This window comes from Gilliamella sp. B14384G12 (assembly GCF_016101825.1).
Taxonomy (GTDB): domain Bacteria; phylum Pseudomonadota; class Gammaproteobacteria; order Enterobacterales; family Orbaceae; genus Gilliamella; species Gilliamella apicola_N.
The window spans coordinates 165817-190553 of sequence record NZ_JACFPU010000003.1 but is presented as its reverse complement, the minus strand read 5'-3'; the positions used below and the strand labels follow the sequence as shown (position 1 = coordinate 190553).

Below are 24737 nucleotides of genomic sequence, written 5' to 3'. Positions count from 1 at the left end.
TTTTATTACAGACGGGCAACAAAATGAAACCATTCGTATTACCATTAATTTTATTGGCTATTTTATTGGCCAACATAATTACACAAAACCCCTATCTGACAAACGTCGCTATATTTATGGCGTGGTTTAAAATTGTTCTTTTTGTTGTCATGTCTATTTTGGTTTTTGTTGTGTATACTATGAATTTAACATCAAGGTTCGCCAACACCCCAATCAAGCAGGAAAAAATTCATCAATCACTATTAGTATTAATACAGGTAGCGAATACGATTTTAATGGCCGCAATGGGCTGGATAATTACAGCCATTGTATACGCTATTGCGTATGCATTTTTAACGTTGCTGGTCACTGTTATTAAGGTGAATTCGACCCAAAAAGATTAAATCTTATCTAACAACCGTAAATATTTCGCTCGTAACTCCAAATAGGCAATAGCCCACTTAGGTATTTCTGCAGTGTTCCAATTACTTATCTGCCTTGTTGATATGCCTGTAATTCGTGATAGCTCGGCTCTAGATAGTTGAGCGTTTTTTAATAAATTGTTTAAAAAAAGTTTATTATCTTCTTGCATAATAGAATTTATTTCTATATATTGTGGTTGTTTATTCTTATTTTACTATAGAGGAATAATAATGGCAAACCCTTTAAGCGGCATTAAAACAATTCAAAAGGTTAGGGAGAGACAGGATAAAACCTTGCTTGCTTTCTCTACAGGTAAAGATGCGATTGCAGCTTGGTTAGCTATTCGTGAGCATTTTGATGAAGTTATCCCGTATTATTTATATTTAATCCCAGATTTGGAATTTGTCGAGGAATCGCTAACTTATTATGAGAAATTCTTTGGGACTAAAATAATTCGATTACCTCATCCATCGCTACACAGGTGGCTAAATAATTTTATTTTCCAAGCTCCGCAAAACTGCTTGTGCATAGAACAGGCTAAACTACCTAATTTTGATTATGTTCATATCCAGAAAGCTATTGTTAAAAGCAGGAACTTACAGAAAGATATTTTAGTAGCCGATGGTGTTAGGGCGGCTGATAGCCCAATGCGTAGGGTGGCGATATCAACACATGGTTCAATCAGTTACAACCAGTTAAAGTATCACCCAATTTGGGACTGGAAAAAGAAAGATTTAATTGATTGCTTTAACAAGCACAACATTAAATTACCAATTGATTATAAGATTTTTGGTAGGTCATTCGATGGGCTTGATTTAAGATTCTTGATGCCACTGAAAAAACATCTACCAAATGATTATAAAAAGATTCTTGAGTGGTTTCCACTTGCTGAATTAGAAATATTCCGTTATGAGAGATCATTGAATGGCTAAACTAACACCAGAAGAAAAAGCAAAAATAAAAGAAGATGCTAAGATCAAGTTAGCAGAAGCTAAAAGAGAAGCTGCTCGCAAGAAGTTAAAAAACCCCGTACTGTATAACGTACCAAGGCAAACGGGAAATCCAGAAAAAGATGCCAAAGCTGATTTAGATGAGGTGCAGAAAAGCTTCCGTGAAAGAATTAAAACAGAAAACAATCGTTTCAAAAATACTACAGATAGTGAATACTGGTTCGCTATGTGTTTTCAAACCAGAGAGCAGAAAGAAGCTTTCTTAAAAGCAATGAATTTATTCTTGATTGGTGATAAGTACCTTGATGGTGTAGAAGTTGCTAAACAATTAGGTATAAATATACCTGAAGCAAATGTTAACTATTTGCCTGATGGTAAAGTGGACAAAGACTTTGCTAAATTTGTAGCATAAGTTAATTTAATCAATCATAACCGCCTTAATTGGTGGTTTTTCGTTATTAGGAGGTAATAAATATGCGTGGTTTTTATGATTATGATGACAAGGTAAGTCGAAGAGCTACTAAATCCGCCAAAGCTAGATTGTCAGGGTCTTAGTAATGGGGAGTGTAGTTTATAGAGCTAAAGGCTTTACTGTACCAAAATCTAAAGATTATTTTGTTTCCATCCCGCGCACTTTAATGTCATCAGGGCAAAAAACCAGTAGGTACAGTAGGCGTTCACAACCTATATCAGAGGCTAGAGTATCAGGTTCTTAACAGCTCTTTAATGGGCTTTTTAAATTCAACCCCATGCAATCAATTTCTTAGAGGTCGATAATGGCTAATTTATGCGGGGCTAAAACTCGTAGCGGTAGCCCTTGTCAATCAAAAGCTATGGCAAACGGCAGATGTCGAATGCATGGCGGTAAATCAACTGGCGCACCAAAGGGCAATAAAAATAATTTAAAGGCTGGTGGTATCTATTCCCAATTTCTAACAGATGAAGAGCAAATTATCTCTGCTGAAATGGAGTTAGGCTCATTAGATGAAGAGCTTAAGCTTTGTAAAATCCGACTAATGAGGGCATTAAAAGCTGAAGCTGAACAACAAGCACAGGTTGATGAATTCAATAAATTGGAACTTGAGGCTTTGAATGAAGCACCATCGCTTATTGGCGGTTTACCTGATAATGATGAACTTATCCAAACTAAACAATTTAGACGTCGAGACTATGGAACCATCATTGACAGGTTGATAGCAAGAATTGAATCACTGGAAACAAGAAGGGCTTCGCTTGTTCAAATGCCATTAGATTTGGAGCGTAAAAAACTTGAACTGGATAAGTTGAGCAAGTCTGACGCCCCAACTACAACCGCACCAATTAGGATAGAACTAGTCGCACCACAAACCTAACGAGTATTTAACATGACTACAGCACAGATACAAATACCGCCCAAATTAATACCTGTATTTGTTGCTGAAAATGTCAGGTATCGAGGCGCGTATGGTGGACGAGGTAGCGCTAAAACCCGTACATTTGCATTAATGACAGCAGTCAAAGCTTATCAACTAGCAGAGGCAGGGGTTAGCGGTGCCATTCTATGTGCTCGTGAGTTCATGAACTCATTGGCTGATTCAAGCATGGAAGAAATCAAACAGGCTATACAGTCCGTTGATTGGTTAAATGACTATTTCGAGATTGGGCAACATTACATTAGAACGCGAAACGGGTTAATTAATTATATATTTTGCGGTCTTAGGCATAATCTAGATAGTATAAAATCAAAAGCTCGCATATTACTGTGTTGGGTGGATGAAGCAGAAAAGGTTTCTGAAATGGCATGGCGTAAATTAACGCCAACTGTTCGCGAAACTAATTCTGAAATATGGGTAACGTGGAACCCAGAAACCAAAGGGAGCCCTACTGATTTAAGATTTAGGCAAAACCCTCCTAAAAACTCAGTTATTGTCGAATTAAATTATCAAGATAACCCCTTTTTCCCTGACGTTTTAGAGCAAGAGCGGTTAAACGACTTAGCTAGACTGGATTATGCTTCTTATGCTTGGATCTGGGATGGTGCATACCTTGAAAACTCTGATAAACAAGTGTTAAACGGCAAGTATGTTATTCAAGGATTTGATGACGACCTGTATAAAAAAGCCGAGAGATTGCTATTTGGCGGCGACTTTGGTTTTGCTAATGACCCTAATACATTAATTCGATTTTTTATACTTGATGGCTGTTTATATATCGAATATGAGGCGTATGGCGTCCATGTTGAACTTGACGAAATGCCGCAGTTTTATGATTCAGTCCCTGAGTCTCGCAAATGGTCAATTAAGGGCGATGGCTCAAGACCTGAAACGATTAGCTACATAAGACGTGAAGGATTTAAAATTTCCGCTGCTAAAAAATGGCAGGGTAGCGTTGAAGATGGCATTTCACACCTTAAAGGATTCAAGCAAATTATTATCCATCCTCGCTGTAAACATACTGCAGAAGAGGCAAGACTGTATTGCTATAAGACTGACAGAGTAACCGAAGAAGTTCTACCAATCATTGAGGATAAAAATAATCACTGCTGGGATGCTATTCGGTATGGTTTAGATGGTTATATCAAACAAAGTAATGTAATGGGCATACTGGTTAAAAGAGAACACAAATGAATTCACAATTACAATTAGCGGTTAACCATGCGTTAGCTGTCAATCAGTCTCTAAGCCGTCAACGGCTGGCTTATGGAGGTATGCCTAACCTATCAGGTAATACTAAACGTGACCGAATTTATGAAGAATTTGGTTACCCAAAAGAGTTAAATTTTAGTCATTTTTATAACATGTATGAGCGAAATGCCATAGCCTCCGCTAGTGTTGATAGGTTAATTGATGGATGCTGGGAGGATTACCCAGAAGTATTTGAAGGTGACGAACAAAAAGACGCTGAGGGTGTTACGCAGTGGGATAAAACAATCGCCAAAATTCTCAAAAAATGGTTTCCAGTTATTAAAGAGGCTGACAAACGAGGTGTTATAGGTAGTTACTCAGCTATATTGCTCCAAGTTAGAGATAGTAAAGATTGGCACGAGCCTATAGACGGCAATGCGCTAAAACGCTCAAAAGAAAAAGGGTTAGTTAGATTTATTCCTGTTTGGGAGGCTCAACTTGATGTCAGTGATTGGGAAACAGACATTAATAGCGAAGATTATGGCTATCCTAAAATGTATCGCTACATAAGTCTACCTGTGGGGAAAGCCACAAACGCACCAGCGCGAGAGATTAAGGTGCACCCTGATAGAGTTATTGTATTATGTGAACGTGCAGCAGATGGGCTTTTAACAAATGGCTATTCAATGCTTAAAAAAGGTTATAACGATGCCTTAGACCTTGAAAAAGTAAGCGGTGGAGCTGCTGAGGGATTTCTTAAAAATGCAAGTCGGCAACTTAATTTTAATTTCAGCAAAGAAGTTGATTTAAGTGATATTGCCAAACTCTATAATGTTGAAATTGACCAGTTAGCCAACGCCATGGATGAACAGGTAAAAAAACTCAATCAAAGCACCGATTCATCAGTTATTATGCAGGACGGTAATGTTAGCGTATTATCTGTTGCGCCAGCCGATCCATCTTCGTCATTTAATACATCATTAAGCAAGTTTGCATCCTCAATACCTATCCCTGTTAAGGTCTTAATTGGTCAAATAACAGGTGAACGGGCATCTACTGAGGACAATAAGGACTGGGCTAAAACAAGAATGAGCCGAAGAAATGGATTTTTAACCTCCGTCATTGAATCATTAATTGAGCGGCTTTGGAGAATTGGCATTATTGAGCCTCCAAAAGGCGAAGTGATAACCGTCTCATGGTCTGATTTACTCGCTCCGAGTTATGCTGAAAAACTGGACAATGCTAATAAACTTGCTGATGTGGCAACTAAAACCACTAATGCATTAGGTGTACCAGTCATTAAAGCGAACGAGATTAGAGCTGCCGCAGAACTGCCAACATTACCAGAATTCGAAGACGATATGATCGATAAAGTAGAGGGCAATCCGCTTGATGATAAACAGGATAAAAAGTCCGATAATACCAAAGAATAAGAAAGACCCCACCCAATCATTTAAATACCTGAATAAAACCTATCGCAATATCGAAAATCGTTACAAAAACATTAAATTAAGGTTAAAAGAGCTGTTTAGCCAGTATTTACATGGTGTTGAGCGAGAAGCGAATCGAGAAGCGAATCAAAGCTTTATATTTAGTCAGGGAACTATCTATCAAGCGAATTCCAATTACATCTATGACCTGTCAGCTAGTGAGCTGGATACGTTGCTTGAGTTGATGCAGGGGATTCTGGATGAATATCTACTTGAGGGAGGGCGTGAAAATTTCTGGATATTATCAACAATCGAGAATGAATATAGGCGAGGCACTCACTCAGCCTATATTAATTTGAGCCATCAATCTGCTTATTATGCAGAGCAAACAACATTTATGGAGTTGTTATCCAAGCCAGCATATCAAAACCAAATTAAGCAAGCGTTCACGCTAACGTTTAATGACTGGAAAAGTTTAACTCAGACGGCAAAATCCGATTTATCCCATGTTCTAGCTAGTTCAATATCGCGGGGCATTAATCCAAGAGAAACCGCCCAAATCATCAGCAAACGACTTGATGTATCAATGACGAAAGCGAGGGCATTAGCTCAAACAGAACAGCTTGGAGCTATGAGACAGGCGCAGTGGAATGAAACTAAATGGTCATCCGAACGATTGGGGCTTAGAACTGCGCTCCTACATATGTCTGCAAAATTAGCTACCAGTAGAGCAACTCACGTTTATTGGGATGGTCGCATCAGGACGGTTGAGGAGGTAGAGAATTGGTATGAGGAGAATGGCAATAGGTATAACTGCCATTGTGCACAGATACCTATTTTACTAAATGAAAATGGCGAGCCGTATAACAAATTCGTCATAGAACAACTAACCAAAGAGAGGGAAGTGTGGCTAAATGAATAAAATTACAGTCAATATACTGTCGATAATTAATAAATCATCAAAAATTACCAAAAAAATGATTAATAACAAAGAGCATTACGTTATTCGTGATGTCGTGCCTGTTGTTGATGATGTGGTGATGAACAATGGTTTATACCCTAAAGATGAAATCGACAAAAGCTATAAGTCCATTAATGGAAACCTAATGCCAATTGGTCACCCTAAAGTTAATGGTCAGTTTGTATCAGCCAGCAACGCAAAAGCCATTAATGACTATTATGGTGGCGCATGGGCTGAAAATGTCCATAAAGACCAAGATAAGGTTTTACTCGATTGTTATGTGGATATTGAATTCGCACGAAATCACGAAAAGGGCAAGCAGCTTTTAGAGCGTTTGGTCGCCATGTTTAATGGTGAGGACGTTAACCCTATCCATGTATCTACAGGTTTAATCCTGAATAAAGTCTACAAGGCTGGCAGGTCAAAAGGCAAACCTTATGATTGGGTCGCTACCAATATGCAGTTTGACCATGTCGCGATTTTATTAGACGAACAGGGAGCAGCAACACCTAATGAGGGCGTTGGCATGTTCGTTAATTCTGAGGGCGAATATCAAATAGAGTTCGCCTCACTTAATGAAAGCTCAACACAATCAATTCAAAACGTAATTTCTAGTGCTGTTCATAATGCATTACAAAAACTCAAATTTAATAAACAAGAGGAACCAGATCCAATGAAAGAAAAAATTTTAGCGGCATTAAATGCTAAAGGCATTAAAACTGACGGTTTAAACGATGAGCAGCTATTAACAGCTTTCAATGAGCAAGCGGCAAAAGATGCTATCGACAAAAAGAAAGCCGAAGATGAAGAAAAGGCTAAGAAAGCAAAAGAGAAAGAAAACGCACAAAATCAAGAGCAAGCACCAGCATGGTTTAAAGATTTCAGTAAACGCTTTGAAGCAGTGGAACAGGTAGTTAATGCAAATATTAACAACGAAGAGCAAGCGATGCGCGCGGCTGTAAAAACTAAATTCGGCATGTCAGATACGGCGGTTAATGCTTTGTCAGGTGAGCCGCTAAAAGAACTTTATGCACAGTGTCAAACGTCAGTAGGGCTAAATAGCGCTGTAAATCAATTTAATAAAGACAACTCATTATTAAATATGGAGGCTCCAGAATAATGATTAGATTTAAAACCGTGATTGGTGGTCCAGCACGTAAAAATGACCCACAAACAATTGACCTTTTAACAGGTGAAGCCATCACTCCCTGCTCTTTGGTTGAGGTAGTTGGTAATAAATTAATGAAACATTCGTCAGCAGGTGAGCAAACGCAAGCATTAATTATTACAAATGATTATTTGGGTGGTCATGATATTCGCCATGATGTGCCTGCTGATACATCAGGTATTGCATTTATTTGTGAAGACGATGTTACCTACCATGTTTTAGTAAAAGCGGGTGAAGCGTTAACTGTTGGTGACAAATTAACATCAAACGGTGACGGGACACTAAAAAAAGCAAGTGATAGCGAAGCTGTCATTTTTTATGCTTTTGAAAATTACACCGTAGGCGCAACAGCCGAACAAGTTCGAGTTCGAAAAGCTTAAGGAGCAATAATGAAGAACGAAAAGATTATTTTTAATAAAAAATTAATTACCAATAGCACGCAAGTAGCAATCGCATGGCAACAATTAAATGCTAACCGTCAGATTTTTAATAACGGTCAAAACCAATTAAGTGCAATGCATGGTGGCGCAATACAGGCTAACCAAGCTGCAGTTCTAACACAAGATTATTGGCGCGAGGTTGATAATATCACTACTCGTGTTATTCGTGACGATGAAGGCGCGCCGCTATTAGACGATTTATTATCGTTAGGTTCTCCTATCTCAATCGGTAAAACCGCTGCGTTATATCGTGTATCAAGCGATGCTGGTCATGTTAATCGTTCAATGTCAGGTCAAGAGCCAGAAACACTAGATAAAGTTGTTTATGATCATTATGGCGATCCTATTCCAATCTTTAAAACTGGTTATGCTCGTGAATGGCGTGAATGGTTAGGTTTGCAAACTGAAAATATTGATGCAATGTCAGACGATCAAGAAGCAGCCACTGCCGCTATCCGTCGAAACATGGCGCAATACATTTTAATGGGTGATGATAAAATCAAGGTTCAGAACTATCAAGGTAGAGGTATTACAAACCATGAGAACACTAATCAAATTGATTTGGGCTCATCAGGTTGTAATATCGATTTAACATCAGATTCTACCAGTAACGATGACATCATCAAATTTTTTGTACAAGATTTTGCAAAAGTTTTGGATGATAACCTCGTAGCGGAACCAGTAAAACTCTTCATTTCACCAGAAATTGACAGACGTTTAAATGCACCTTATTCAAATTCAAATGGATTTAAAGAGGGTACAGTAAAAGACTATATTCTTAAATATGCAACACATATCGGCTCTTTCACCAAAACATATGAGTTAAAACTCAACCACTTTATCGGTTACGTTCGTAATGCTCAGTACATTAAAACCCGTATTGCCGCTCCAATCGGTTCATTTATGAAACAACGCATTAATCCGCATGATAATTACCAAACTCTCATTTGGTCAGCATTCGGCTTGCAAATTAAACGAGATTTTAACGGTAAGAGCAAAGTATTTAACGCTAAGGGGTAACTGATAATGAAATTAAGAGTGACGAAACGCGGCTGTTATGGACGCATAGATGGTGAGATTGCAGAGCTTCCTATTGGTCATGAATTCACAGCTAAAGATATGCCCCCTGCATTTGTTGATCGGGTTATTGTTTTAGAGCAAGGGGTAGAGCCTAACACTCCGCCAAAAGACCCTAAGACGATCCCTGACCCTCTCATCGTTATAGTAAACGGCGAAGAAGTTAACTTAGCGAATAAAAGCGGTAAAGAACTTGCTGAGTTCGCAGCACAGCATGAGTTAACACCTCAACAATCTAAAGAAACGGTTCCTAATTTTGCCAAACGACTCAAAGAAGAGTTTGAAGCCAAATTAAGCGGCACAGGGAAATAACCTATGACCCAGCTAATCAATAAAAGTGAAGTTAAATTATTTATAGACGAGCTGGGTTTTTCTATTCCTGACTCGGTGTTAGAGCTATTAATACAGCAAGTGAGCCAGCATGAAACGTGTTTACTACAGTACGGTGAGGCAACCGCAAAATTATTGGCAATATATTCGGTTGCTCGGTTAGCGTCACTGTCAGGAGCCAGAAAAATAGCGTCCCAAGGTTCGCAGAGTGGTAGTCGATCATTTAACTACGATAGTAGTGGTACAGATCACCTACTAACTCAAATTCGCGTTTGGGATAAAAATAACTGTTTATCTGATTTGCCATTAAGTGGTAAGAAAGCGGGATTTTTTGCGGTTGTCGGAGGTCATTATGAGTAGTGTTGCCCGTTGGACATATACAGCTAAAGCCACCATTTGGCGTGTCATTGGTGAGAACGAATTTGGTACTAAAACATTTCATCCTCCAGACGTGATTAGTTGTGATTATGGACTAGATACTAAAATTGCAGGATTACTATCCATTGGTGTCAGTGGTATTGGTTCTGAATTTTCACGCTCTAATACATTTTGGACTGAGTACGATAAAGCCAATGAGGGTGATTTTATTCTCATTGGCGAATCATCCGAGTTAGACCCAATTAAGGCTGGTGCTTCTGAAATCAAACATATCACACGATATGCAGACACATTCGAACGACTAGCCGATGATTATGTTCTCATGACAGGAGTTTAGTATGGCGATTAGGGTACGTGGGGCTAGAGAGTGTATTAATCAATTAAATAGTATTATTGGTGATGTTCAAGGTAGAAAAGCAGTAAGAGCTATACAATCCGCCTTGTTAATCGGTGGAACTCGTGCGGCTCTTTATACGCCTATTGACACATCAATGCTCATCAATAGCCAATATCGAGAAATGTTTGTTAATGGCACTAGATTAACTGGACGCGTTGGTTATTCCGCTAATTATGCCGCATATGTTCATGATCCTAACCATCCAATGAGATTCAGACGTTCCACAGCTAGAAAAGAATTTCTGTATCAGGGTTTCCGAGACGAGCGAGAAACCATTAATCAGGTTATTCGTCAGGAGTTGAGATTATGAAAATGTATCAGCGTGTAGCTGAATATTTAAAAAAAACAGGGCTTACGAATGGGTTTACTGTTCAGTATCTCAAATGGCGTGACACCAAAACTAAAAATAATAAATTTATTGTTTTTAGACCTAATGGTGGATCAATAATTCAAACTAATTTGTGTAATGAATATTGCACGCTCATTGATTTTATCGGTGCAGTAAACGACATTGAAACAATCGATAATGATGTGTCAACGATTGTTGATTACATCAAAAACAATCCTTACACCAATGAGACGGGATTAATCCAAATTGTTGGTGCAATTCCTGCCCCTGTTACAACAGAGGAAGATCGGCTAGTTTATCGGCTTCTGGTTTCGTGCAAATTCGGTTAGTTTCAAATTAGTTAAAAACAATTTTACAACCCGCTTCGGCGGTTTTTTTATGGGGGAAAATAAATGTCTGACTGTACACAACAAAATAATAAATTATTTGGAGGAGCTGTAGTGCTGGAGGTCGCAGACGGTTGCGAAAAAACACCACCCAGCGAGGCTGATTGGAAATCATTAATGGCTGGAACGTCAAAGGGCTTGGATTTCAGCCCTAACACCGTTACCAGTGATGCTGATGATCAGGGGGGATTTGTTGAATCTATTGTAACTAACGCTGATATCTCGCTCCCGTTCGAGGGGGAGGTTAGGGTTAATGATAAGCTTGATGAGTATGGCTTCTATAAATTCGAGCGTAATTTTGCTACAGCAATTGCAAATAAAAGTCAACCATCCATCTGGGTTCGTTTAATGCATGGCGAAAATATTTTTATTGGTTATATGAACATTACCTCGTTTAGTTGGAGCGGTGGGACAAACGAACTCGTAAAAGCGTCATTAGAGTTTAAAACCGCATCATCTAAAACAATCCAAATTATTCAGGCGCCATAATTCCAGCATCAAAACAATAGGAAATAAAATGATTAGAACAGATATAGGCGAAATCGTTGTTTCGGTTAAAAAAAATGGTGCATTACGTTGCAAAATAAATAATTATGTTTTTATTCCCTCATTTGAAAACTTATCTAAATTAGGTGAACCTGCCGAGATAATAAACGCTTATACTGTTCTTCTATCTAATTCTGAGTATGAGGCAATGACTCGTTTTAGGGAGCCATACAGTTATCTAATTAAATACATCAATGAAAAAAGGCGTTTAAAATTACAAACAGCAAAACGAGTATTGAGGTGCTGTTGTGATGTTGACATAACCGATTTAATAGGTGGAACAAACAAAAAAAGAGGCTTAATGCCCGAACAAAATATTTTTTTACTAGCTAAAACCCTACTCGATTACGGCGTTGCAGGGCGGGCTAAAGTTAGAATTTCACAACGTAATGAAAACACCTCTTATTCATCAGAATTTAAAATCACCGATTACATTAATAATGCCAGAGTACATCTAGGTCTGTCATTAGATGAGGCAAAAAAATTAACAATGACAGAATATATTCTTCTAATGGCTAATAAATTCCCCGATAACGATGGAATGACCAGAGATGAATACGACAAAGTGGTTTCTGATTATCAGGAACTGCGGAAAAAAAGATTAGCAAAAGCTAAGACTAAAGCAAAAACAAAAGCAAAAACAATAGCGGCTCAATAGCCATTTTTACGGGTGAATTATGGCGGAACATACAGACGGAAATATCACATATACCGTTTCACTGGAAGTACAGCAGTTATTAGACGAATCTAAAAAAGTTATTCAAGAATTAAAAAACTTAAACACTGGCGGCATAACAGCATCAAGAGGCATGAATCAGCTTGATGCATCTGTTAAAAGCGCAGGGGGGTCATTAGGTAAGTTTACCTCCATTGCTAAAGCGGTATCTGCCGCGTTAATATCAAACACTGTGTTTGCGTATGCGCAGAGCTGGAACGAATTAGAAGACCGAATACAAAACACTGGTGCAACCGCATCACAAACTAAAGACATTTTAGACCAGCTCCTAGCTACTTCTGACCGAAACGGTCGCACAATTGAAGAGTCATCAGAGTTATATATTCGCCTTTCTAACTCTATGGGCGAATTGGGATATAGCACGCAGAGCACGCTGTCTTATATTGACACTCTGTCGAATTTATTAACTATTAATAAAACCAGCTCATTAGGCGCTGAATCTGCAATTAATGCTCTTACTAAAGCCCAAATGAAAGGGAAGCTGGCTGGTTTAGAGGCAATGTCAGTATTTAATGCAATGCCAAGCATACTTAAAACTCTAGGTAAACAGCTAAATAAAACTGAAACAGAAGTTAGAAAAATGGCTACTGACGGCAAATTATCAATGTCGCAATTCACTGAAGCCATGATTGCAGCTCAAGAAGAAACGGCGGCGCTAGCTGATAATATGCGTAACACAGTACAGGACGGCATTAATCGTGTAACAAATAACCTAAAAAAATATTTAGGAGAGCTAAATAATTCAACTGGTGCAACTAAATTGCTCGTTGATTCATTGATTCTAATGTCACAGCACGTTGATATTTTAATGACAGGAGTTGGCGCATTAGCAGCGGTTTATGCAGGTAAATATATTACATCATTAGCAAGTGCGACTAAGCAGAGTGTTGAAAAAACGATTGCTGATATGCGCCAAGCGCAAGCGGAAAAATTGGCAGCACAAGCGGCATTACAGCAGGCTCAAGCCGAACTTGCTAACGTAAGAGCCGCACAACAATCTTTATCAGCACAATTAAAACTAGCTCAAACTGAAAAAACAAGAAATGCAATTAGAGCTCAGCTCAAAGCGAACACGTTGGCTCTAACTGCTGCCACTAACGCCGAAACAGCAGCACAAGGACGGTTGAATACAGCAATTAAGGCAACCAGTTTTGCTGCCAATGGCTTACGCGCAGCTATGGCGATGCTAGGCGGACCAGCAGGTATAATTTTGCTGACCGCTGGGGCGTTAATGACATGGTCAAGTAAAGCGTCTGAGGCAAAACAAAAGGCGCTAGAACTAACTGATGAAATAGCGGCATTAGCAGAAAAATATAAGGGGCTTTCTAAAGTTCAAAAGGAAGCATTTGAAGTTGAGCTCAAGGAAAAAATTTTAGCGCAGAATGAAGCAATTGAAAACCAAGCAAAGAAAATTACCAATCTAAAAAATAAAATTAAAGTAGGATACGGAAAAGGCAAAAACGAGCAAGAACGAATAGCAAATCTTAATAAGCAAATTAAAGCCGAAGAACAGCTCATGGCTGTTATGGTTGAGGGATTTAATAAGGCTGTTGATTTTTGGGATGAGGTTAAAGTAAAAAATCTTGAAGCTGCCAACGCTACTGATAACACAACTCAAAAAACAAAATCGCTTGATGATGCTTTGAAAAGTGTTGGTGAAAATAAGATTGACGATAAAGTGAAATCTTTATCGACGCAGCTTGAAATTGCAGAGATGAAGATGGAAGGCTCAAAAAAAGCGGCTTATATTTATGAAAATGCACTTAATGAACTTGGTGACGCAGGAGAAGAGTATAAAACAACGTTAAGGGGATTAATAACAGGGACAATTGAATGGTCTAAAGTGTCGGAAAATGTTAGAAAAATATTAGAACCGTTATTCACGGCGCTAGGTAAAACTTTTGATGCAAACGAACGGCTAAGCGCAAGCAATAAAAAAGGACGAGGCGCTACAAAATCATATGCTGACGGAGTTAAAGAACTGAAAGATAGATTAGAAGTTGCTAAACTCGAAGCGAAAGGACTTACAGTCGAAGCCGAGCTGTTAGCGATCACCCAAAAAATGGGTAGCAAAGTTACAGCTCAGCAAACAGCGGAACTGAAAAAATTAATCGAGGCATCGCAAGCTTATAAAGCGTTAGGTGCTTTGAAAAGTCCAATTGAAGCCGAAGAAGATTCATTTAAACAATCTAAAAAATCATTAGATGTATTACGGAAAGAGGGAGAAATAAAAACTCAAGAGGAATACAACGCTAAGCTTGAACAACTTGAGCGACAACATCAGATAAACATGGCTAAGATTAAGTCTGACGCAGTAGTATCTGATATTGATAATGCTGTGGCTCAGGTTGACCCAGTGCTCGCCCTAGAGAATGAGCACAAACGAAAACTAGCGCTAATTCAAGAGTTCGAAACTCAAAAATGGATGTCCGAACAAAATGCCATTGCACTCCGCGAGGCTGCAAATCATCAATTCGAACAAAACCGCATCAATGCTCAATGGGAAATATGGCGAAATCAAAGTGACGCTAACGAGTTTCTAGCTTCATCACTGGAAGGCTTAGCAAGTAGCGCCACAAGCACTATTTCAGGTCTGATGTCAGGCACTATGACAGCCACTCAAGCCATGCAAAATTTTGCTAATGTGATTTTGAATGAGGCAATAGGCTCACTCGTTCAAATGGGCATGCAGTACGTCAAAAACTCGATTGTAGCCCAATCAGCATCAGCGGCAACTACAGCAACTCAAATCACAGAAGCGGCGGCATTAGCAGCAGCCTATCAACCCGCCGCCATGTATGCTTCAATTGCAACACAAGGCGCAGCGGCGACAGTTGGATCATCTTCTTATATAACTGCTCTTGGTACGATGAAAGCGGCATCGATTGCCGGCGCTCGTAAAAATGGTGGTTCTGTTTTGGCTAATAATGCGTATCGAGTCGGTGAGGGAGGTAAACCAGAGATACTAATGCAGGGCGGTAAACAGTACCTGATTCCAGGTGAGAACGGGCGGGTATTAAGCAACCGTCAAATCACATCAGGTAAGAATGGCTCAAGCATCAACCTAACAATCAATATGCCTGTAAATGTAGGCGATAGTGGTGGAATATCGGAGCAGGATGGTCAACAATTAGCTAAAAACCTTGAACAGGTAATACGTGCTCAAATAATGCAGGAACAGCGTCCTGGCGGACTACTAAATCGTCGTTGATTTAGTAGCTTGTTTTTATTTGATGATTAAAAATAAAACAATACTAAAAAAAATCATTGCAGCAATAGAAGTAATATATAATGCCGATTGTTGATGCTCCACTTCTTGCTCCAAAATTTTTTCGGTTTTATGAATTATTTTATTGGTTTCATCATTAGTAACTGCGGTAAATTCTTCGGTGTATGTGTTTATAATTTCAGCAAACACATCATCTGATTCGTTCTTAAAAAACTCGAAAATAATATCATTTGCATCATTCAGTTTTACAATACTTGCTTGTTGAGTTTCATTATCCTTTATATATTCTCTAACTTCATAAACGATTTCTCTTATTTTTTTTCTAATTGGTTTAGATATTATTTCGCCATTAACTTGTTCTCTAGCAATATAGTAATCTGGCGTGTTTTTAATTATAAGTCCGTTTTTTTCTTTGTTCACTTTTGAGCTCTCGAATGAAAATATTTTCTTGTGTAATTTGATTATAATACAATCAAATTGAATTTAAAATTGGAGTAATTGATTTAATTATTAAAATTTCATACCATTACCGAAACTTAATTGTCAAGGAAATGGTATGAAAAGAATTGCATTACTGGGATTGGTTTGTTTCGCGTTGTCTGGTTGTGGAGATGATAAGGTTATTTCAGATGAAATGTTTGCAGGTGATTGGAAATGCGAAGTTATTGACTATAAATCTACGTGGGATAAAAGTAGTTTTGGTGAATTTAAACCGACTACTGAGAAACAAATAAAGTTATTGTCGTTCAAGTATGAAAATAACAGCTTATATTTAAAGGATTCAGAAAAAGAAGACTGGAACGCTGGGAGTTTAGTTGAGGAATATAATAATAAAACCACACAAGAAGAAGATGATTTTTTTATTGAGAAAATAACTAAATCACTGAAAAAAATATCTAATAATAAATTTATCACAACCTATGAAAGTGAAATCTTTGTTAAAGATGAGAAATACAATTCGCTTAATGAAAAACTCAAAAATGAGGCAACTTGTACAAGAATAAAATAGTCGTCTATCGACTTTAAAATTATTTTAACCCTCTAACGAGGGTTTTTTTATGTCTGGAGAAAATATGGAAACATTTAATTGGATACCTCAAAAAAGTTCAACAGCGTCAATATCGCCGAGGGTTAGGGTTATTAAATTCGGGGACGGTTACGAGCAACGAATACAGGACGGTATTAATAATGATCTGCGTAGTTATAATGTCACGTTTATTGGGTTATTTGATGATATTACTCTAATAGATGAGTTTCTGACTCGGCAAGGGGCGGTGCGCGCATTCAAATGGCGCGAACCAAATACTCATAAAACTATTACGGTTGTATGTCGCTCGTGGAGTTCAACGTCTAATGGAGCCGCTAAAACAATTACAGCTACATTTGACGAGGTTGTGGCATAAATCAGGAGTAAATCTAATGCAAGAAACAACGAAAAACCATCCCATTAATTTAGTCAATAAAACTCAGTATAAATCGATGGAAATAACATTAGTCAGTTTTAGAAGCGACAACCGAGTCAGTCTCGATTCACCAGCTGGCTATGAGTTCATACCAATCATTAAAATTAATATTGTTATTACTGGTTTTATAAAATTGATGCCAGACGCCGAATTTTACCTCGAATATTCCGAGGATTTAAATTCAAACACCGGGATAGGTGACGTTTATAAAAACGCGTTTGATTACGCTAAATCAATTATCGATGGTGGATATGCTGAATAATATACAAATTGCCTAGAGCTATTTTTTATGTCTGGAGAAAATATGGCCTCAAAAAAAATGCTGTTAGATATTACAAAAATCGAGCAGGGCGCAATAGTCAATTTATATGACCTCGATTTAAGTAAAATCGTTGGCAACAAAACAGTAATACGTTTTCACAATGGCGTAAACGAACTACGCCGACCTATCACGTGGCAGGGTAACGTGTATGAGCCATACCCTATTAAAGCGCAGGGATTTGAGCGCAGCGGGCAGGGCGCGAGTAATCGACCGACACTAACAGCCAGTAATACGGGAGGCATTTTAAACGGTTTAATTGCGAGTTACGAGGGTATGATTGGTGCTGTTGTAACTAGGCATGAGGTGCTCGTTAAATATCTGGATGCGGTCAATTTTGAGAATGGCAATAAATACGCTGACCCGTACTGTGAATTTGTGTCTAATTATGTCATTGAACAGGTTAAACAACAAACGTCTCAATTTGTTACTTTGGAATTAGCGCTACCCTGTGAAACTGACGGCGCACGAATACCTGCACGAATAATTATAGCCGATACCTGCAGTTGGATTTATCGCAGTGCTAATTGTGGTTATACAGGCGGTGCGGTTGCTGATGAGTTCGATCAGCCTACTAACGATATTACCCTCGATAAATGCAGTCGGTGCGTCACTGGGTGCAAGCTCAGGTTTGGTCAATACGAAACACTACCATTCGGCGGGTTTCCTACCGCTGCGAAAATTAAATAACACATCTACATAACCACCCTAAAAATCAGGTTATACAATGAAAAATAAAATACTTAATCATGCTAAAAAATGCGGTGAGGCTGAATGCTGTGGTTTTGTTATTGATAATAACACGTACATGCCATGCAAAAACATCTCACCCACACCAACAGAGGCGTTTGAAATCTCGCCTGATGATTGGATTCAGGCTGAAACACTCGGCGAGATTACAGCAATTGTACACTCTCATCCTAATGGATTACCGATCCTCAGTGAGGCTGACCAAATTCACCAACAACAAACTGCCGTCGATTGGTGGCTCGTCTGTGATAACCAAATTCATAAATTTAGGCACATAAAACCGCTATTAGGTCGTGAATTTGAACACGGTAAAACCGATTGTCTATCAATAGTTCGTGACGCCTATATGCTGGCTGGTATAGACCTACCAGACTATGAGCGTGAGGACGACTGGTGGCATAACGGGCAAAACCTATATTTAGATTTGCTGCCTCAAAACGGGTTTGAGCGAGTGGACGCAGAGGACCTGCAGGAGGGAGACGTTATTCTCGTTTGTCTCGGTTCGGAAACACCCAACCATGCCGCAGTCTATATTGGCAATCAATACATTTTACATCATTGTCCAGAACGATTATCCAAACGAGATTTATATGGTGGTTTTTGGCGAAATTACACACATTCAATTTGGAGGCACAACCAATGGCGAAAATCAGGCTATACGGCTATCTCAAACAATTTGGCGATAAATTCGATATGAACATTGAGACAGCAGCAGAGGGACTGAATGGGCTGTATTGTCAAATAGCTGGGCTACGTCAACGGATTATAGACGGTTGGTTTCACGTTCGTATCAATGGCGTTGAGATTACTGATGAAAATTTAGCGGTAGGGCTACACAGCAGATTACCCGAAAATGCGGTGATTCATATTGTCCCTCATGTGGCAGGTGCAAAAAGTGGGGGAATATTCGGATTTATCGCAGGCGCGGCTCTCGTTGTTGGCGGGCTGATAGCTGGCGTTTCAACAGGGTGGGGTTTTGGGCTGGTTGCAGCTGGCGTAGGGTTGATGCTCGGCGGTGTCGCTCAAATGCTCACCCAGCTACCGAAAACCGAGAAAAAATCAACCGATAGCAATAGAAATACCTATTTTTCAAATCTGGACAACACAATGGCTCAGGGTGGCGTTGTTTCGCTAATTTTTGGACGCATGAAAGTGGGTTCAAAAGTCCTCTCGCAAGAATTAGAAACATTGGATGAGGTGGAGTCGAATGTTGGCGACAAGCCTATCCTCTATCCAGTAAAGGAGCGTAAAAATGGGTAAAGGCTCAAAAAAAGCGAAGACGCCACACGAAGCACCCGACAATCTCAAATCCAACCAATGCTTGCGGATTGTTGACATGTTGGGTGAGGGTCAGATTAAAGGGCCCGTTAATGGTTGGCAGGGCGTATTTTTAAATGACACTCCCGTTCAAGCGCCTGATGGTTCGTTTAATTTTAAGGGAATTTATGCCGAATGGGTAACGGGGACACAAACACAATTACCTCTGGAGGGATTCTCATATACTGGCAACGAAAAACCAGTTAATCTACAGGTAAAAACAACCACACCCATTACTCGAACAATCACTGACCCAAACGTTGATCGGGTTCGGGTTACAGTTGGTGTATCAGCGCTGAAATCTATAGATAGCAAGGGAAACACGAATCGCACAGATGTATCCATGTCTGTACAAATTGGTCGAGGCAGTGCATGGAAAACAGTTAAAAATATCAATTTGATTGATAAAAAAACCAATTCCCAATATCTGACCTCTGTTATTTTAGACGAGTTACCAAAAACTCCGTTTAATATCCGTGTTGTCAGAAATACACCTGATAGTAAATCTCAAACGCTACTAAACGATACATTATGGAGTTCATACACTGAAATCTATGATACCAAATTCTCATACCCGAATACCGCATTAATTGGTTTAAAATTCGACTCAGAACAATTCAGTGGTGTACCTAGACGCAACTATTTGATAGATGGTTTGATTATTGATGTGCCTGACAATTACAATCCAGAAACTAGGGAATATAGCGGTTTTTGGTCGGGTAATTTTAAACAGGCGTGGACGGATAATCCTGCATGGATATTGTACAACCTAATAACAAACGAACGATACGGATTAGGCGAGCGACTAGGCAAATTTGGTGTTGATAAATTCATGTTGTATACCGTTGCTCAATACTGTGACCAGCTCGTCGATGATGGATTTGGCGGACGTGAGCCGCGTTTTACCTGTAACTGTAATATAACTGAACAGCGACCAGCGCATGAGGTCATCAATGATTTGTGTTCAGTATTTCGAGGCATGGGCATTTGGACTGGTACACAATATTCAGTGGTAATTGATCGACCTAGTGATATGGTCGCGGTTTACTCAAATGCGAATGTTGTTGACGGACAATTTGCGTATACCTCAGCACCACGAAAACAGCGCCATACAGCCGCATATGTGCGATATATTGACCCAAACAATAATTGGGAAACAGCGACTGAATACGTTGCGGATGATGATTTAATCAAACGGTTTGAGCTAAATGTCGCGAATATTGACGCATTCGGATGTACATCCAGAGGTCAGGCTCATAGAGTCGGGAAATGGTTAATTCAAACTGAGAAATTAGAGACGCAAACGGTCACATTTTCGGTTGGTCGTGAGGGCATCAGGCATTTGCCCGGCGATATTATTGGTATTGCTGATAACGATTATACGGGGACAACTATTGGCGGTCGTGTGATTTCGGTAGACGGTAGTACAATTACTTTAGATAGAGATATTGAAATAAAAAATATCAAAAACGCGTATTTGAGTATTACTGATACCAATAGTGATTTGCGTAAAATCCAGATACAGGCGCAACCTAAACCTAATCAAATTGTATTAACTGAGTCGGTTGATGCTGATGAGTATTCGGTTTGGAGTCTGTACGACAACAAAATCAAACCACGACTATTTAAGGCCCTCTCCATTGCGGAGAACGACGAAGGAACGTACGCCATTACCGCGCTACAACATAATCCGAATAAAGAGGCAATTGTTGACCAAGGCGCTAAATTTGACGCAGACAGCCCGACAATATTTAATTGGGCCATTCCTCCAGTTGAGCAATTACAGGTAGAGGTAACGCCAGAATCTGACGTGTATCAGGCACGGCTATCGTGGTCAACACCTCGCACAATTCAAAACCTAAAATTTGAGGTTAAAATTTATCGTGATGATAAATTGGTTAGTCGCGAGGTTGTTGGCGATACTGAGTACTACATATCAGACCTACAGCAGGGTAAATTTAATGCAGTTGTTCGCGGTGTTGGAGGTGAGGACGGGCGACTAGGCGATGAGACAACTATCTCATTTTCAATATTGCCGCCCGCTAAACCGTCAGGATTAGTAATTACACCGAGCGCGGTTAATATCTCAATTCGCCCTGTAATGACTGCTGTATCAAGTTTGGGTACTCAATTCGAGTTTTACAAAGGAGCGACAAGGGCTGAGGTCGAGGCGCAAACTAATTATCTAGGTCGTGCCATGTCAATGGTTGACGTGGATTGTACGCCTGATACCGAATATTGGTACGGTGTTAATGCTGTTAATGTTGTCGGACGTTCTGAGATGTATATCGCAAACACTCGAACGTTAATTGCAGAAAATGGCGCAGGCAGTATATTTAGAATCCAAACGGCTGACGGTAAATTCCCAGACAATGACACAGCCACACAGCTATTTTATCGTGAATTAGGATTTTATCCTGCTCGCGATACAATACTGATTATCTATTCGGTAGGTGCTGACGGTAAAATTTCGCATTCTGAGCCTAAAATGTACAACGGGGCGCAATGGGTAGAGCCTGCAATGTTTCTGGATGGCGATTTAATCGCAACAGGAACAATGAGGGGTGACAGGTTGATTGCCGGCACTGAGATTAAAGCCCCTTTAATCACAGGAGGTCAAATGGTGGCGGGAAGCCTCATCAGTTCAGGGAATCCACCAGCATTTGAATTGCAACAGGACGGCAAGTTATACGCTAGACGAGCTAATATATCGGGTAGTATTTATGCTGATTCTGGACGATTAAATAACGTAATTATCGATAAAAATTGTCATATAAACGGGACACTGAGCGCCATGCAGATAGAGGGCGACATTGTAAAAATGTACCCGTGCCCAAAAAACGGGTCAATCACAATTCATCCAGCGCCATTCGATAGGGAATTCCACATTCAGCCAATCACATTATCAGCGGTTGCATTTTATGCCATGGATAGTTCCCTGGAAATTATCCGCTGGGATTTGGGATTGTTAGAAATTTTTATTCGAAATGAGCACGGGAATTTTAGTCGTCGGTATACGATTGAAACGTCTAGACAAAATTTAACCGTCACACGGAGTTATCACGGAGATATTCCAGCAGGAGAGAGATTTTATATCAGTACCAGCACCCCGAGAAATAACCTGACACACGGTATACCAGATTTTATAACAATCATGGTAGTAAAAAAATAACAACCAAAAAACTAACAACCGCCCTAGTGGCGGTTTTTTTATGTCTAAAATCCACATGAGGTAACACATGACCATTATTTCAGGCGTTTTACAGGACGCACTAGGCAATCCTATTAACGGTACACTAACACTGCGCGCTAAACGCACTACCGCTAATGTAATCGGAGACACGTATATTAAAATTGGTGTCATAGACGGGAATTATTCATTAGATTTACAACCGTGCGAATACGACGTTGTGTTGACAGTAGAGGGTTATCCTAAAAACCATCTAAACAGTATCACTGTATACAATGATTCGCCCGACGGAACGTTAAACGATTATTTAATTAATCCGTCTGGCAGTGATTCAATGCCCGAATTTTTGAAACAGGTTTTAGAAGCTCGTGATGAGGCAAAAAAATCTGCAGAAGAGGCTCGCGAATCTGCAGCAACAGTTGACACGTCTAAACTAGACGAGCTATCTAACACTAACGGCAGTGCGCTCATTGGGCATCACGGGAGTAATTTACGGGCAGAACTGGACAACGACGGCAGGCTAAACGATTTAGTGGCAAAAATGGCAGCTGGGGTTGAAGTTCATATTGTTGGTTACGGTGATTCAACCACAGACGGAAACACGACCTCAAGTTGGCAACGTAACGTTGCAGGCACAAATCATAATCTAAACGCCCCTAACGCATGGCCAGCTCAGGCTCAGCGAATATTGCGTGAAATGTTTAACAATAACAAAATCCATGTTCATAATGCTGGATTTTCTGGTCAGCGGATCGATAACGGCTGGGCGGCCAACAACTATAAAACGTGTGTTATAGATAACAAATTCTACGGCGTTCCAGATATTGTATTGATTGGGTTTGGTATTAATGATTCGACCTATAACAAAAACGATATTTTAGGGGACACGTTGCGGGAAACAAATCGATTAATCGATACAATAATCGAGTTTGGTGCGTTGCCTATTCTGCTATCCTGTAACGTGGTTCGAGCAAACGGCACAGAATCAGGTAGGGACAAACTGCAACTTTTGCATCAAATTAATGGAGTCAAACAATATATTGCAAAAACCCGAAACATACAATATCTGGATTTAAATACAGCGGTTAAACAGTGGGTGGCGCAAAATACAAACGGGTATAATTACACTAAATTACAACCAGATTTGACTCACTGGGGCGATTTAGGGCACGCGTTTCAGGCGTGTTGGATAGCCAGCGTATTCTATAACCGTATAGTGAAAATTAACAAAAATAACCCGTATGAAATGGCATTTTTCCAAGACCCGCGAGCTAACTCCATAGTCACAAATAAAGACGTTTCTGTCAGCAGCAATACTCGACCAGGCATTAATATTTATGTTGCGTCCAAAGATCGGGTTGACTGTCGGAATAAACCTATTCTCGATATTTGGGTTTGGTGTGAGCATCTAGACGCGTCAATTGTCTATCGTAGATTATTGAGTGACGCAGGTAACGCGACTATTAAAATCACGGATATGTTGACTGGTGATAACTATACCAAAACAGCAGGGTTTAAAGGCAAAAAATTCAATGATTACAGTGTGTGCGACGCTCCGTTCTATGTTGGACAATTGCAATACGGTCTAAATCGAATTCAATTAATTGGAGATAGTGATCAATCGTCGGCGTTTTTGTGTGGTCATTTTGATTTTGTAGCAAATTATCAGGGCAAAACTGTTTGTAAAAATTTACTACAAAAAACGGGTACGTTTCGAGATCACAAAACGGTGACTGCTCCTGCTACCGAGTCCGCAAAATCCGTCTCATTAACGTTCTCGCCAGACGTGTACGACCCATACGGTCAAAATGTGGTGCAGTTATTTAATACGGATAAAACCACAAATATTTGTTTAGAGGGCAAATTCTCTGCGGGCACAGGTATTTTTTTGGTTCAGGGAAACGGACGGAAAAAGGACGAGGTTGCAGGTATCATGCTGTACGGTTTTTCAGGTTCGTTGTCAATCTACAAACACCGATATAACACAGCGACAGGTGAGGTTAATTTTGAGCAACAGGGAGAGAGCGCAGCAGTTAAATCCGATGATGATGGCGTTTATCGAGTGATGATCAAATCCTATTTTAACAAAAATGGATCTCCAGTTATCGATATTTACCACGCTGACAAATTGGCAAAATCAATCTCGTGGGACGGTGTGGATCATATTCCACCGCTAGCAGGTGTGGTAGGCAATATACACCGATTCCAGCCAGCGAATAAATCTGCGGATATGCTGGTGGAAATTAGTAAATTTGAGGTTTTTTATACTGATAACTAAATAACAACGCACTACCGATTCAATTAATAACTATCTAG

General features: G+C 39.6%; 28 protein-coding genes. 26 read left to right on the top strand and 2 right to left on the bottom strand.

All coding sequences use genetic code 11. The annotated features are described in order from the left end of the window. Positions 1-23: 23 nt before the first annotated feature. Positions 24-383, top strand: a complete 360-nt coding sequence (locus H3S73_RS05290) for a hypothetical protein (RefSeq protein ID WP_198236035.1) — start codon at positions 24-26, stop codon at positions 381-383. Here the strand turns inward: H3S73_RS05290 and H3S73_RS13990 are convergent. Beyond that, positions 380-571 (bottom strand): helix-turn-helix domain-containing protein, encoded by a 192-nt coding sequence (locus tag H3S73_RS13990; protein WP_370528786.1) that lies wholly within the window; start codon positions 569-571, stop codon positions 380-382. The genes H3S73_RS05290 and H3S73_RS13990 overlap by 4 nt on opposite strands. A 61-nt stretch (positions 572-632) precedes the next feature. Between H3S73_RS13990 and H3S73_RS05285 the strand changes: the two genes are divergently transcribed. The 17 genes from H3S73_RS05285 to H3S73_RS05205 all read left to right on the top strand — a co-directional run bounded on the left by H3S73_RS05285 (position 633) and on the right by H3S73_RS05205 (position 15364). Then, positions 633-1334 carry a phosphoadenosine phosphosulfate reductase family protein gene (locus H3S73_RS05285; RefSeq protein WP_198236034.1) on the top strand — a complete coding sequence of 234 codons (702 nt, stop codon included), beginning with the start codon at positions 633-635 and terminating at the stop codon, positions 1332-1334. Continuing rightward, entirely contained in the window at positions 1327-1764 is a 438-nt protein-coding gene (locus H3S73_RS05280) for a hypothetical protein (RefSeq protein WP_198236033.1), read from the top strand. Before H3S73_RS05285 ends, H3S73_RS05280 begins: the two co-directional genes overlap by 8 nt. A 364-nt stretch (positions 1765-2128) precedes the next feature. Continuing rightward, positions 2129-2704: an HGGxSTG domain-containing protein gene (locus tag H3S73_RS05275; RefSeq protein WP_198236032.1), complete on the top strand. Its 576-nt coding sequence runs from the start codon at positions 2129-2131 to the stop codon at positions 2702-2704. 12 nt (positions 2705-2716) lie between these two features. Further along, positions 2717-3958, top strand: coding sequence for a PBSX family phage terminase large subunit (locus H3S73_RS05270; protein ID WP_198236031.1), 1242 nt, complete (start codon positions 2717-2719; stop codon positions 3956-3958). Further along, positions 3955-5388, top strand: coding sequence for an anti-CBASS protein Acb1 family protein (locus H3S73_RS05265; RefSeq protein WP_198236030.1), 1434 nt, complete (start codon positions 3955-3957; stop codon positions 5386-5388). Before H3S73_RS05270 ends, H3S73_RS05265 begins: the two co-directional genes overlap by 4 nt. Next, positions 5348-6307: a phage minor head protein gene (locus H3S73_RS05260; RefSeq protein ID WP_370528785.1), complete on the top strand. Its 960-nt coding sequence runs from the start codon at positions 5348-5350 to the stop codon at positions 6305-6307. Before H3S73_RS05265 ends, H3S73_RS05260 begins: the two co-directional genes overlap by 41 nt. Continuing rightward, complete coding sequence (locus tag H3S73_RS05255; protein WP_198236028.1) at positions 6300-7466, top strand: hypothetical protein; 1167 nt, start codon at positions 6300-6302, stop codon at positions 7464-7466. Before H3S73_RS05260 ends, H3S73_RS05255 begins: the two co-directional genes overlap by 8 nt. Beyond that, positions 7466-7894, top strand: a complete 429-nt coding sequence (locus tag H3S73_RS05250; RefSeq protein WP_198236027.1) for a hypothetical protein — start codon at positions 7466-7468, stop codon at positions 7892-7894. Before H3S73_RS05255 ends, H3S73_RS05250 begins: the two co-directional genes overlap by 1 nt. Positions 7895-7903: 9 nt before the next feature. Further along, positions 7904-8974: a major capsid protein gene (locus H3S73_RS05245; RefSeq protein ID WP_198236026.1), complete on the top strand. Its 1071-nt coding sequence runs from the start codon at positions 7904-7906 to the stop codon at positions 8972-8974. Positions 8975-8992: 18 nt separating this feature from the next. Further along, positions 8993-9343: a hypothetical protein gene (locus tag H3S73_RS05240; RefSeq protein WP_198236025.1), complete on the top strand. Its 351-nt coding sequence runs from the start codon at positions 8993-8995 to the stop codon at positions 9341-9343. Positions 9344-9346: 3 nt separating this feature from the next. Next, complete coding sequence (locus H3S73_RS05235) at positions 9347-9721, top strand: hypothetical protein (RefSeq protein ID WP_198236024.1); 375 nt, start codon at positions 9347-9349, stop codon at positions 9719-9721. Then, positions 9714-10076, top strand: coding sequence for a hypothetical protein (locus H3S73_RS05230; protein WP_198236023.1), 363 nt, complete (start codon positions 9714-9716; stop codon positions 10074-10076). The genes H3S73_RS05235 and H3S73_RS05230 overlap by 8 nt, the downstream gene beginning before the upstream one ends. Position 10077: 1 nt before the next feature. Then, entirely contained in the window at positions 10078-10446 is a 369-nt protein-coding gene (locus tag H3S73_RS05225; RefSeq protein ID WP_198236022.1) for a hypothetical protein, read from the top strand. Beyond that, positions 10443-10814: a hypothetical protein gene (locus H3S73_RS05220; protein WP_198236021.1), complete on the top strand. Its 372-nt coding sequence runs from the start codon at positions 10443-10445 to the stop codon at positions 10812-10814. The genes H3S73_RS05225 and H3S73_RS05220 overlap by 4 nt, the downstream gene beginning before the upstream one ends. Positions 10815-10988: 174 nt before the next feature. Continuing rightward, entirely contained in the window at positions 10989-11360 is a 372-nt protein-coding gene (locus tag H3S73_RS05215) for a hypothetical protein (protein ID WP_198248892.1), read from the top strand. Positions 11361-11388: 28 nt separating this feature from the next. Further along, positions 11389-12075 (top strand): DUF6246 family protein, encoded by a 687-nt coding sequence (locus H3S73_RS05210; protein WP_198236019.1) that lies wholly within the window; start codon positions 11389-11391, stop codon positions 12073-12075. Between the two features lie 19 nt (positions 12076-12094). Continuing rightward, positions 12095-15364, top strand: a complete 3270-nt coding sequence (locus tag H3S73_RS05205) for a tape measure protein (RefSeq protein ID WP_198236018.1) — start codon at positions 12095-12097, stop codon at positions 15362-15364. 15 nt (positions 15365-15379) lie between these two features. On the opposite strand, the gene H3S73_RS05200 is transcribed toward H3S73_RS05205, so the two are convergent. Next, positions 15380-15802 (bottom strand): hypothetical protein, encoded by a 423-nt coding sequence (locus tag H3S73_RS05200; protein ID WP_198236017.1) that lies wholly within the window; start codon positions 15800-15802, stop codon positions 15380-15382. Between the two features lie 136 nt (positions 15803-15938). Between H3S73_RS05200 and H3S73_RS05195 the strand changes: the two genes are divergently transcribed. The 8 genes from H3S73_RS05195 to H3S73_RS05160 all read left to right on the top strand — a co-directional run bounded on the left by H3S73_RS05195 (position 15939) and on the right by H3S73_RS05160 (position 24699). Further along, positions 15939-16391, top strand: a complete 453-nt coding sequence (locus tag H3S73_RS05195) for a hypothetical protein (RefSeq protein ID WP_198236016.1) — start codon at positions 15939-15941, stop codon at positions 16389-16391. Between the two features lie 49 nt (positions 16392-16440). Then, positions 16441-16785, top strand: coding sequence for a phage tail protein (locus tag H3S73_RS05190; RefSeq protein ID WP_198236015.1), 345 nt, complete (start codon positions 16441-16443; stop codon positions 16783-16785). A 16-nt stretch (positions 16786-16801) separates the two neighbouring features. Continuing rightward, on the top strand, positions 16802-17107 hold the full coding sequence (locus tag H3S73_RS05185) for a hypothetical protein (RefSeq protein ID WP_198236014.1): 306 nt from the start codon (positions 16802-16804) through the stop codon (positions 17105-17107). A gap of 27 nt (positions 17108-17134) precedes the next feature. After that, positions 17135-17854, top strand: coding sequence for a phage minor tail protein L (locus tag H3S73_RS05180; protein WP_198236013.1), 720 nt, complete (start codon positions 17135-17137; stop codon positions 17852-17854). Between the two features lie 37 nt (positions 17855-17891). Further along, on the top strand, positions 17892-18611 hold the full coding sequence (locus H3S73_RS05175; RefSeq protein WP_198236012.1) for a C40 family peptidase: 720 nt from the start codon (positions 17892-17894) through the stop codon (positions 18609-18611). Then, positions 18554-19174, top strand: coding sequence for a tail assembly protein (locus H3S73_RS05170; RefSeq protein WP_198236011.1), 621 nt, complete (start codon positions 18554-18556; stop codon positions 19172-19174). The genes H3S73_RS05175 and H3S73_RS05170 overlap by 58 nt, the downstream gene beginning before the upstream one ends. 76 nt (positions 19175-19250) lie before the next feature. Next, complete coding sequence (locus H3S73_RS05165) at positions 19251-22403, top strand: phage tail protein (RefSeq protein ID WP_198236010.1); 3153 nt, start codon at positions 19251-19253, stop codon at positions 22401-22403. A gap of 67 nt (positions 22404-22470) precedes the next feature. Beyond that, positions 22471-24699: a prophage tail fiber N-terminal domain-containing protein gene (locus H3S73_RS05160; RefSeq protein WP_198236009.1), complete on the top strand. Its 2229-nt coding sequence runs from the start codon at positions 22471-22473 to the stop codon at positions 24697-24699. Positions 24700-24737 lie beyond the last annotated feature (38 nt).

Bases quoted from the DNA above. Each gene is read 5' to 3' on its own strand.
- H3S73_RS05290 (WP_198236035.1), top strand. From the start codon at position 24: ATGAAACCATTCGTATTACCATTAATTTTATTGGCTATTTTATTGGCC.
- H3S73_RS13990 (WP_370528786.1), bottom strand. From the start codon at position 571: ATGCAAGAAGATAATAAACTTTTTTTAAACAATTTATTAAAAAACGCT.
- H3S73_RS05285 (WP_198236034.1), top strand. From the start codon at position 633: ATGGCAAACCCTTTAAGCGGCATTAAAACAATTCAAAAGGTTAGGGAG.
- H3S73_RS05280 (WP_198236033.1), top strand. From the start codon at position 1,327: ATGGCTAAACTAACACCAGAAGAAAAAGCAAAAATAAAAGAAGATGCT.
- H3S73_RS05275 (WP_198236032.1), top strand. From the start codon at position 2,129: ATGGCTAATTTATGCGGGGCTAAAACTCGTAGCGGTAGCCCTTGTCAA.
- H3S73_RS05270 (WP_198236031.1), top strand. From the start codon at position 2,717: ATGACTACAGCACAGATACAAATACCGCCCAAATTAATACCTGTATTT.
- H3S73_RS05265 (WP_198236030.1), top strand. From the start codon at position 3,955: ATGAATTCACAATTACAATTAGCGGTTAACCATGCGTTAGCTGTCAAT.
- H3S73_RS05260 (WP_370528785.1), top strand. From the start codon at position 5,348: ATGATAAACAGGATAAAAAGTCCGATAATACCAAAGAATAAGAAAGAC.
- H3S73_RS05255 (WP_198236028.1), top strand. From the start codon at position 6,300: ATGAATAAAATTACAGTCAATATACTGTCGATAATTAATAAATCATCA.
- H3S73_RS05250 (WP_198236027.1), top strand. From the start codon at position 7,466: ATGATTAGATTTAAAACCGTGATTGGTGGTCCAGCACGTAAAAATGAC.
- H3S73_RS05245 (WP_198236026.1), top strand. From the start codon at position 7,904: ATGAAGAACGAAAAGATTATTTTTAATAAAAAATTAATTACCAATAGC.
- H3S73_RS05235 (WP_198236024.1), top strand. From the start codon at position 9,347: ATGACCCAGCTAATCAATAAAAGTGAAGTTAAATTATTTATAGACGAG.
- H3S73_RS05230 (WP_198236023.1), top strand. From the start codon at position 9,714: ATGAGTAGTGTTGCCCGTTGGACATATACAGCTAAAGCCACCATTTGG.
- H3S73_RS05225 (WP_198236022.1), top strand. From the start codon at position 10,078: ATGGCGATTAGGGTACGTGGGGCTAGAGAGTGTATTAATCAATTAAAT.
- H3S73_RS05220 (WP_198236021.1), top strand. From the start codon at position 10,443: ATGAAAATGTATCAGCGTGTAGCTGAATATTTAAAAAAAACAGGGCTT.
- H3S73_RS05215 (WP_198248892.1), top strand. From the start codon at position 10,989: ATGGCTGGAACGTCAAAGGGCTTGGATTTCAGCCCTAACACCGTTACC.
- H3S73_RS05210 (WP_198236019.1), top strand. From the start codon at position 11,389: ATGATTAGAACAGATATAGGCGAAATCGTTGTTTCGGTTAAAAAAAAT.
- H3S73_RS05205 (WP_198236018.1), top strand. From the start codon at position 12,095: ATGGCGGAACATACAGACGGAAATATCACATATACCGTTTCACTGGAA.
- H3S73_RS05195 (WP_198236016.1), top strand. From the start codon at position 15,939: ATGAAAAGAATTGCATTACTGGGATTGGTTTGTTTCGCGTTGTCTGGT.
- H3S73_RS05190 (WP_198236015.1), top strand. From the start codon at position 16,441: ATGTCTGGAGAAAATATGGAAACATTTAATTGGATACCTCAAAAAAGT.
- H3S73_RS05185 (WP_198236014.1), top strand. From the start codon at position 16,802: ATGCAAGAAACAACGAAAAACCATCCCATTAATTTAGTCAATAAAACT.
- H3S73_RS05180 (WP_198236013.1), top strand. From the start codon at position 17,135: ATGTCTGGAGAAAATATGGCCTCAAAAAAAATGCTGTTAGATATTACA.
- H3S73_RS05175 (WP_198236012.1), top strand. From the start codon at position 17,892: ATGAAAAATAAAATACTTAATCATGCTAAAAAATGCGGTGAGGCTGAA.
- H3S73_RS05170 (WP_198236011.1), top strand. From the start codon at position 18,554: ATGGCGAAAATCAGGCTATACGGCTATCTCAAACAATTTGGCGATAAA.
- H3S73_RS05165 (WP_198236010.1), top strand. From the start codon at position 19,251: ATGTTGGGTGAGGGTCAGATTAAAGGGCCCGTTAATGGTTGGCAGGGC.
- H3S73_RS05160 (WP_198236009.1), top strand. From the start codon at position 22,471: ATGACCATTATTTCAGGCGTTTTACAGGACGCACTAGGCAATCCTATT.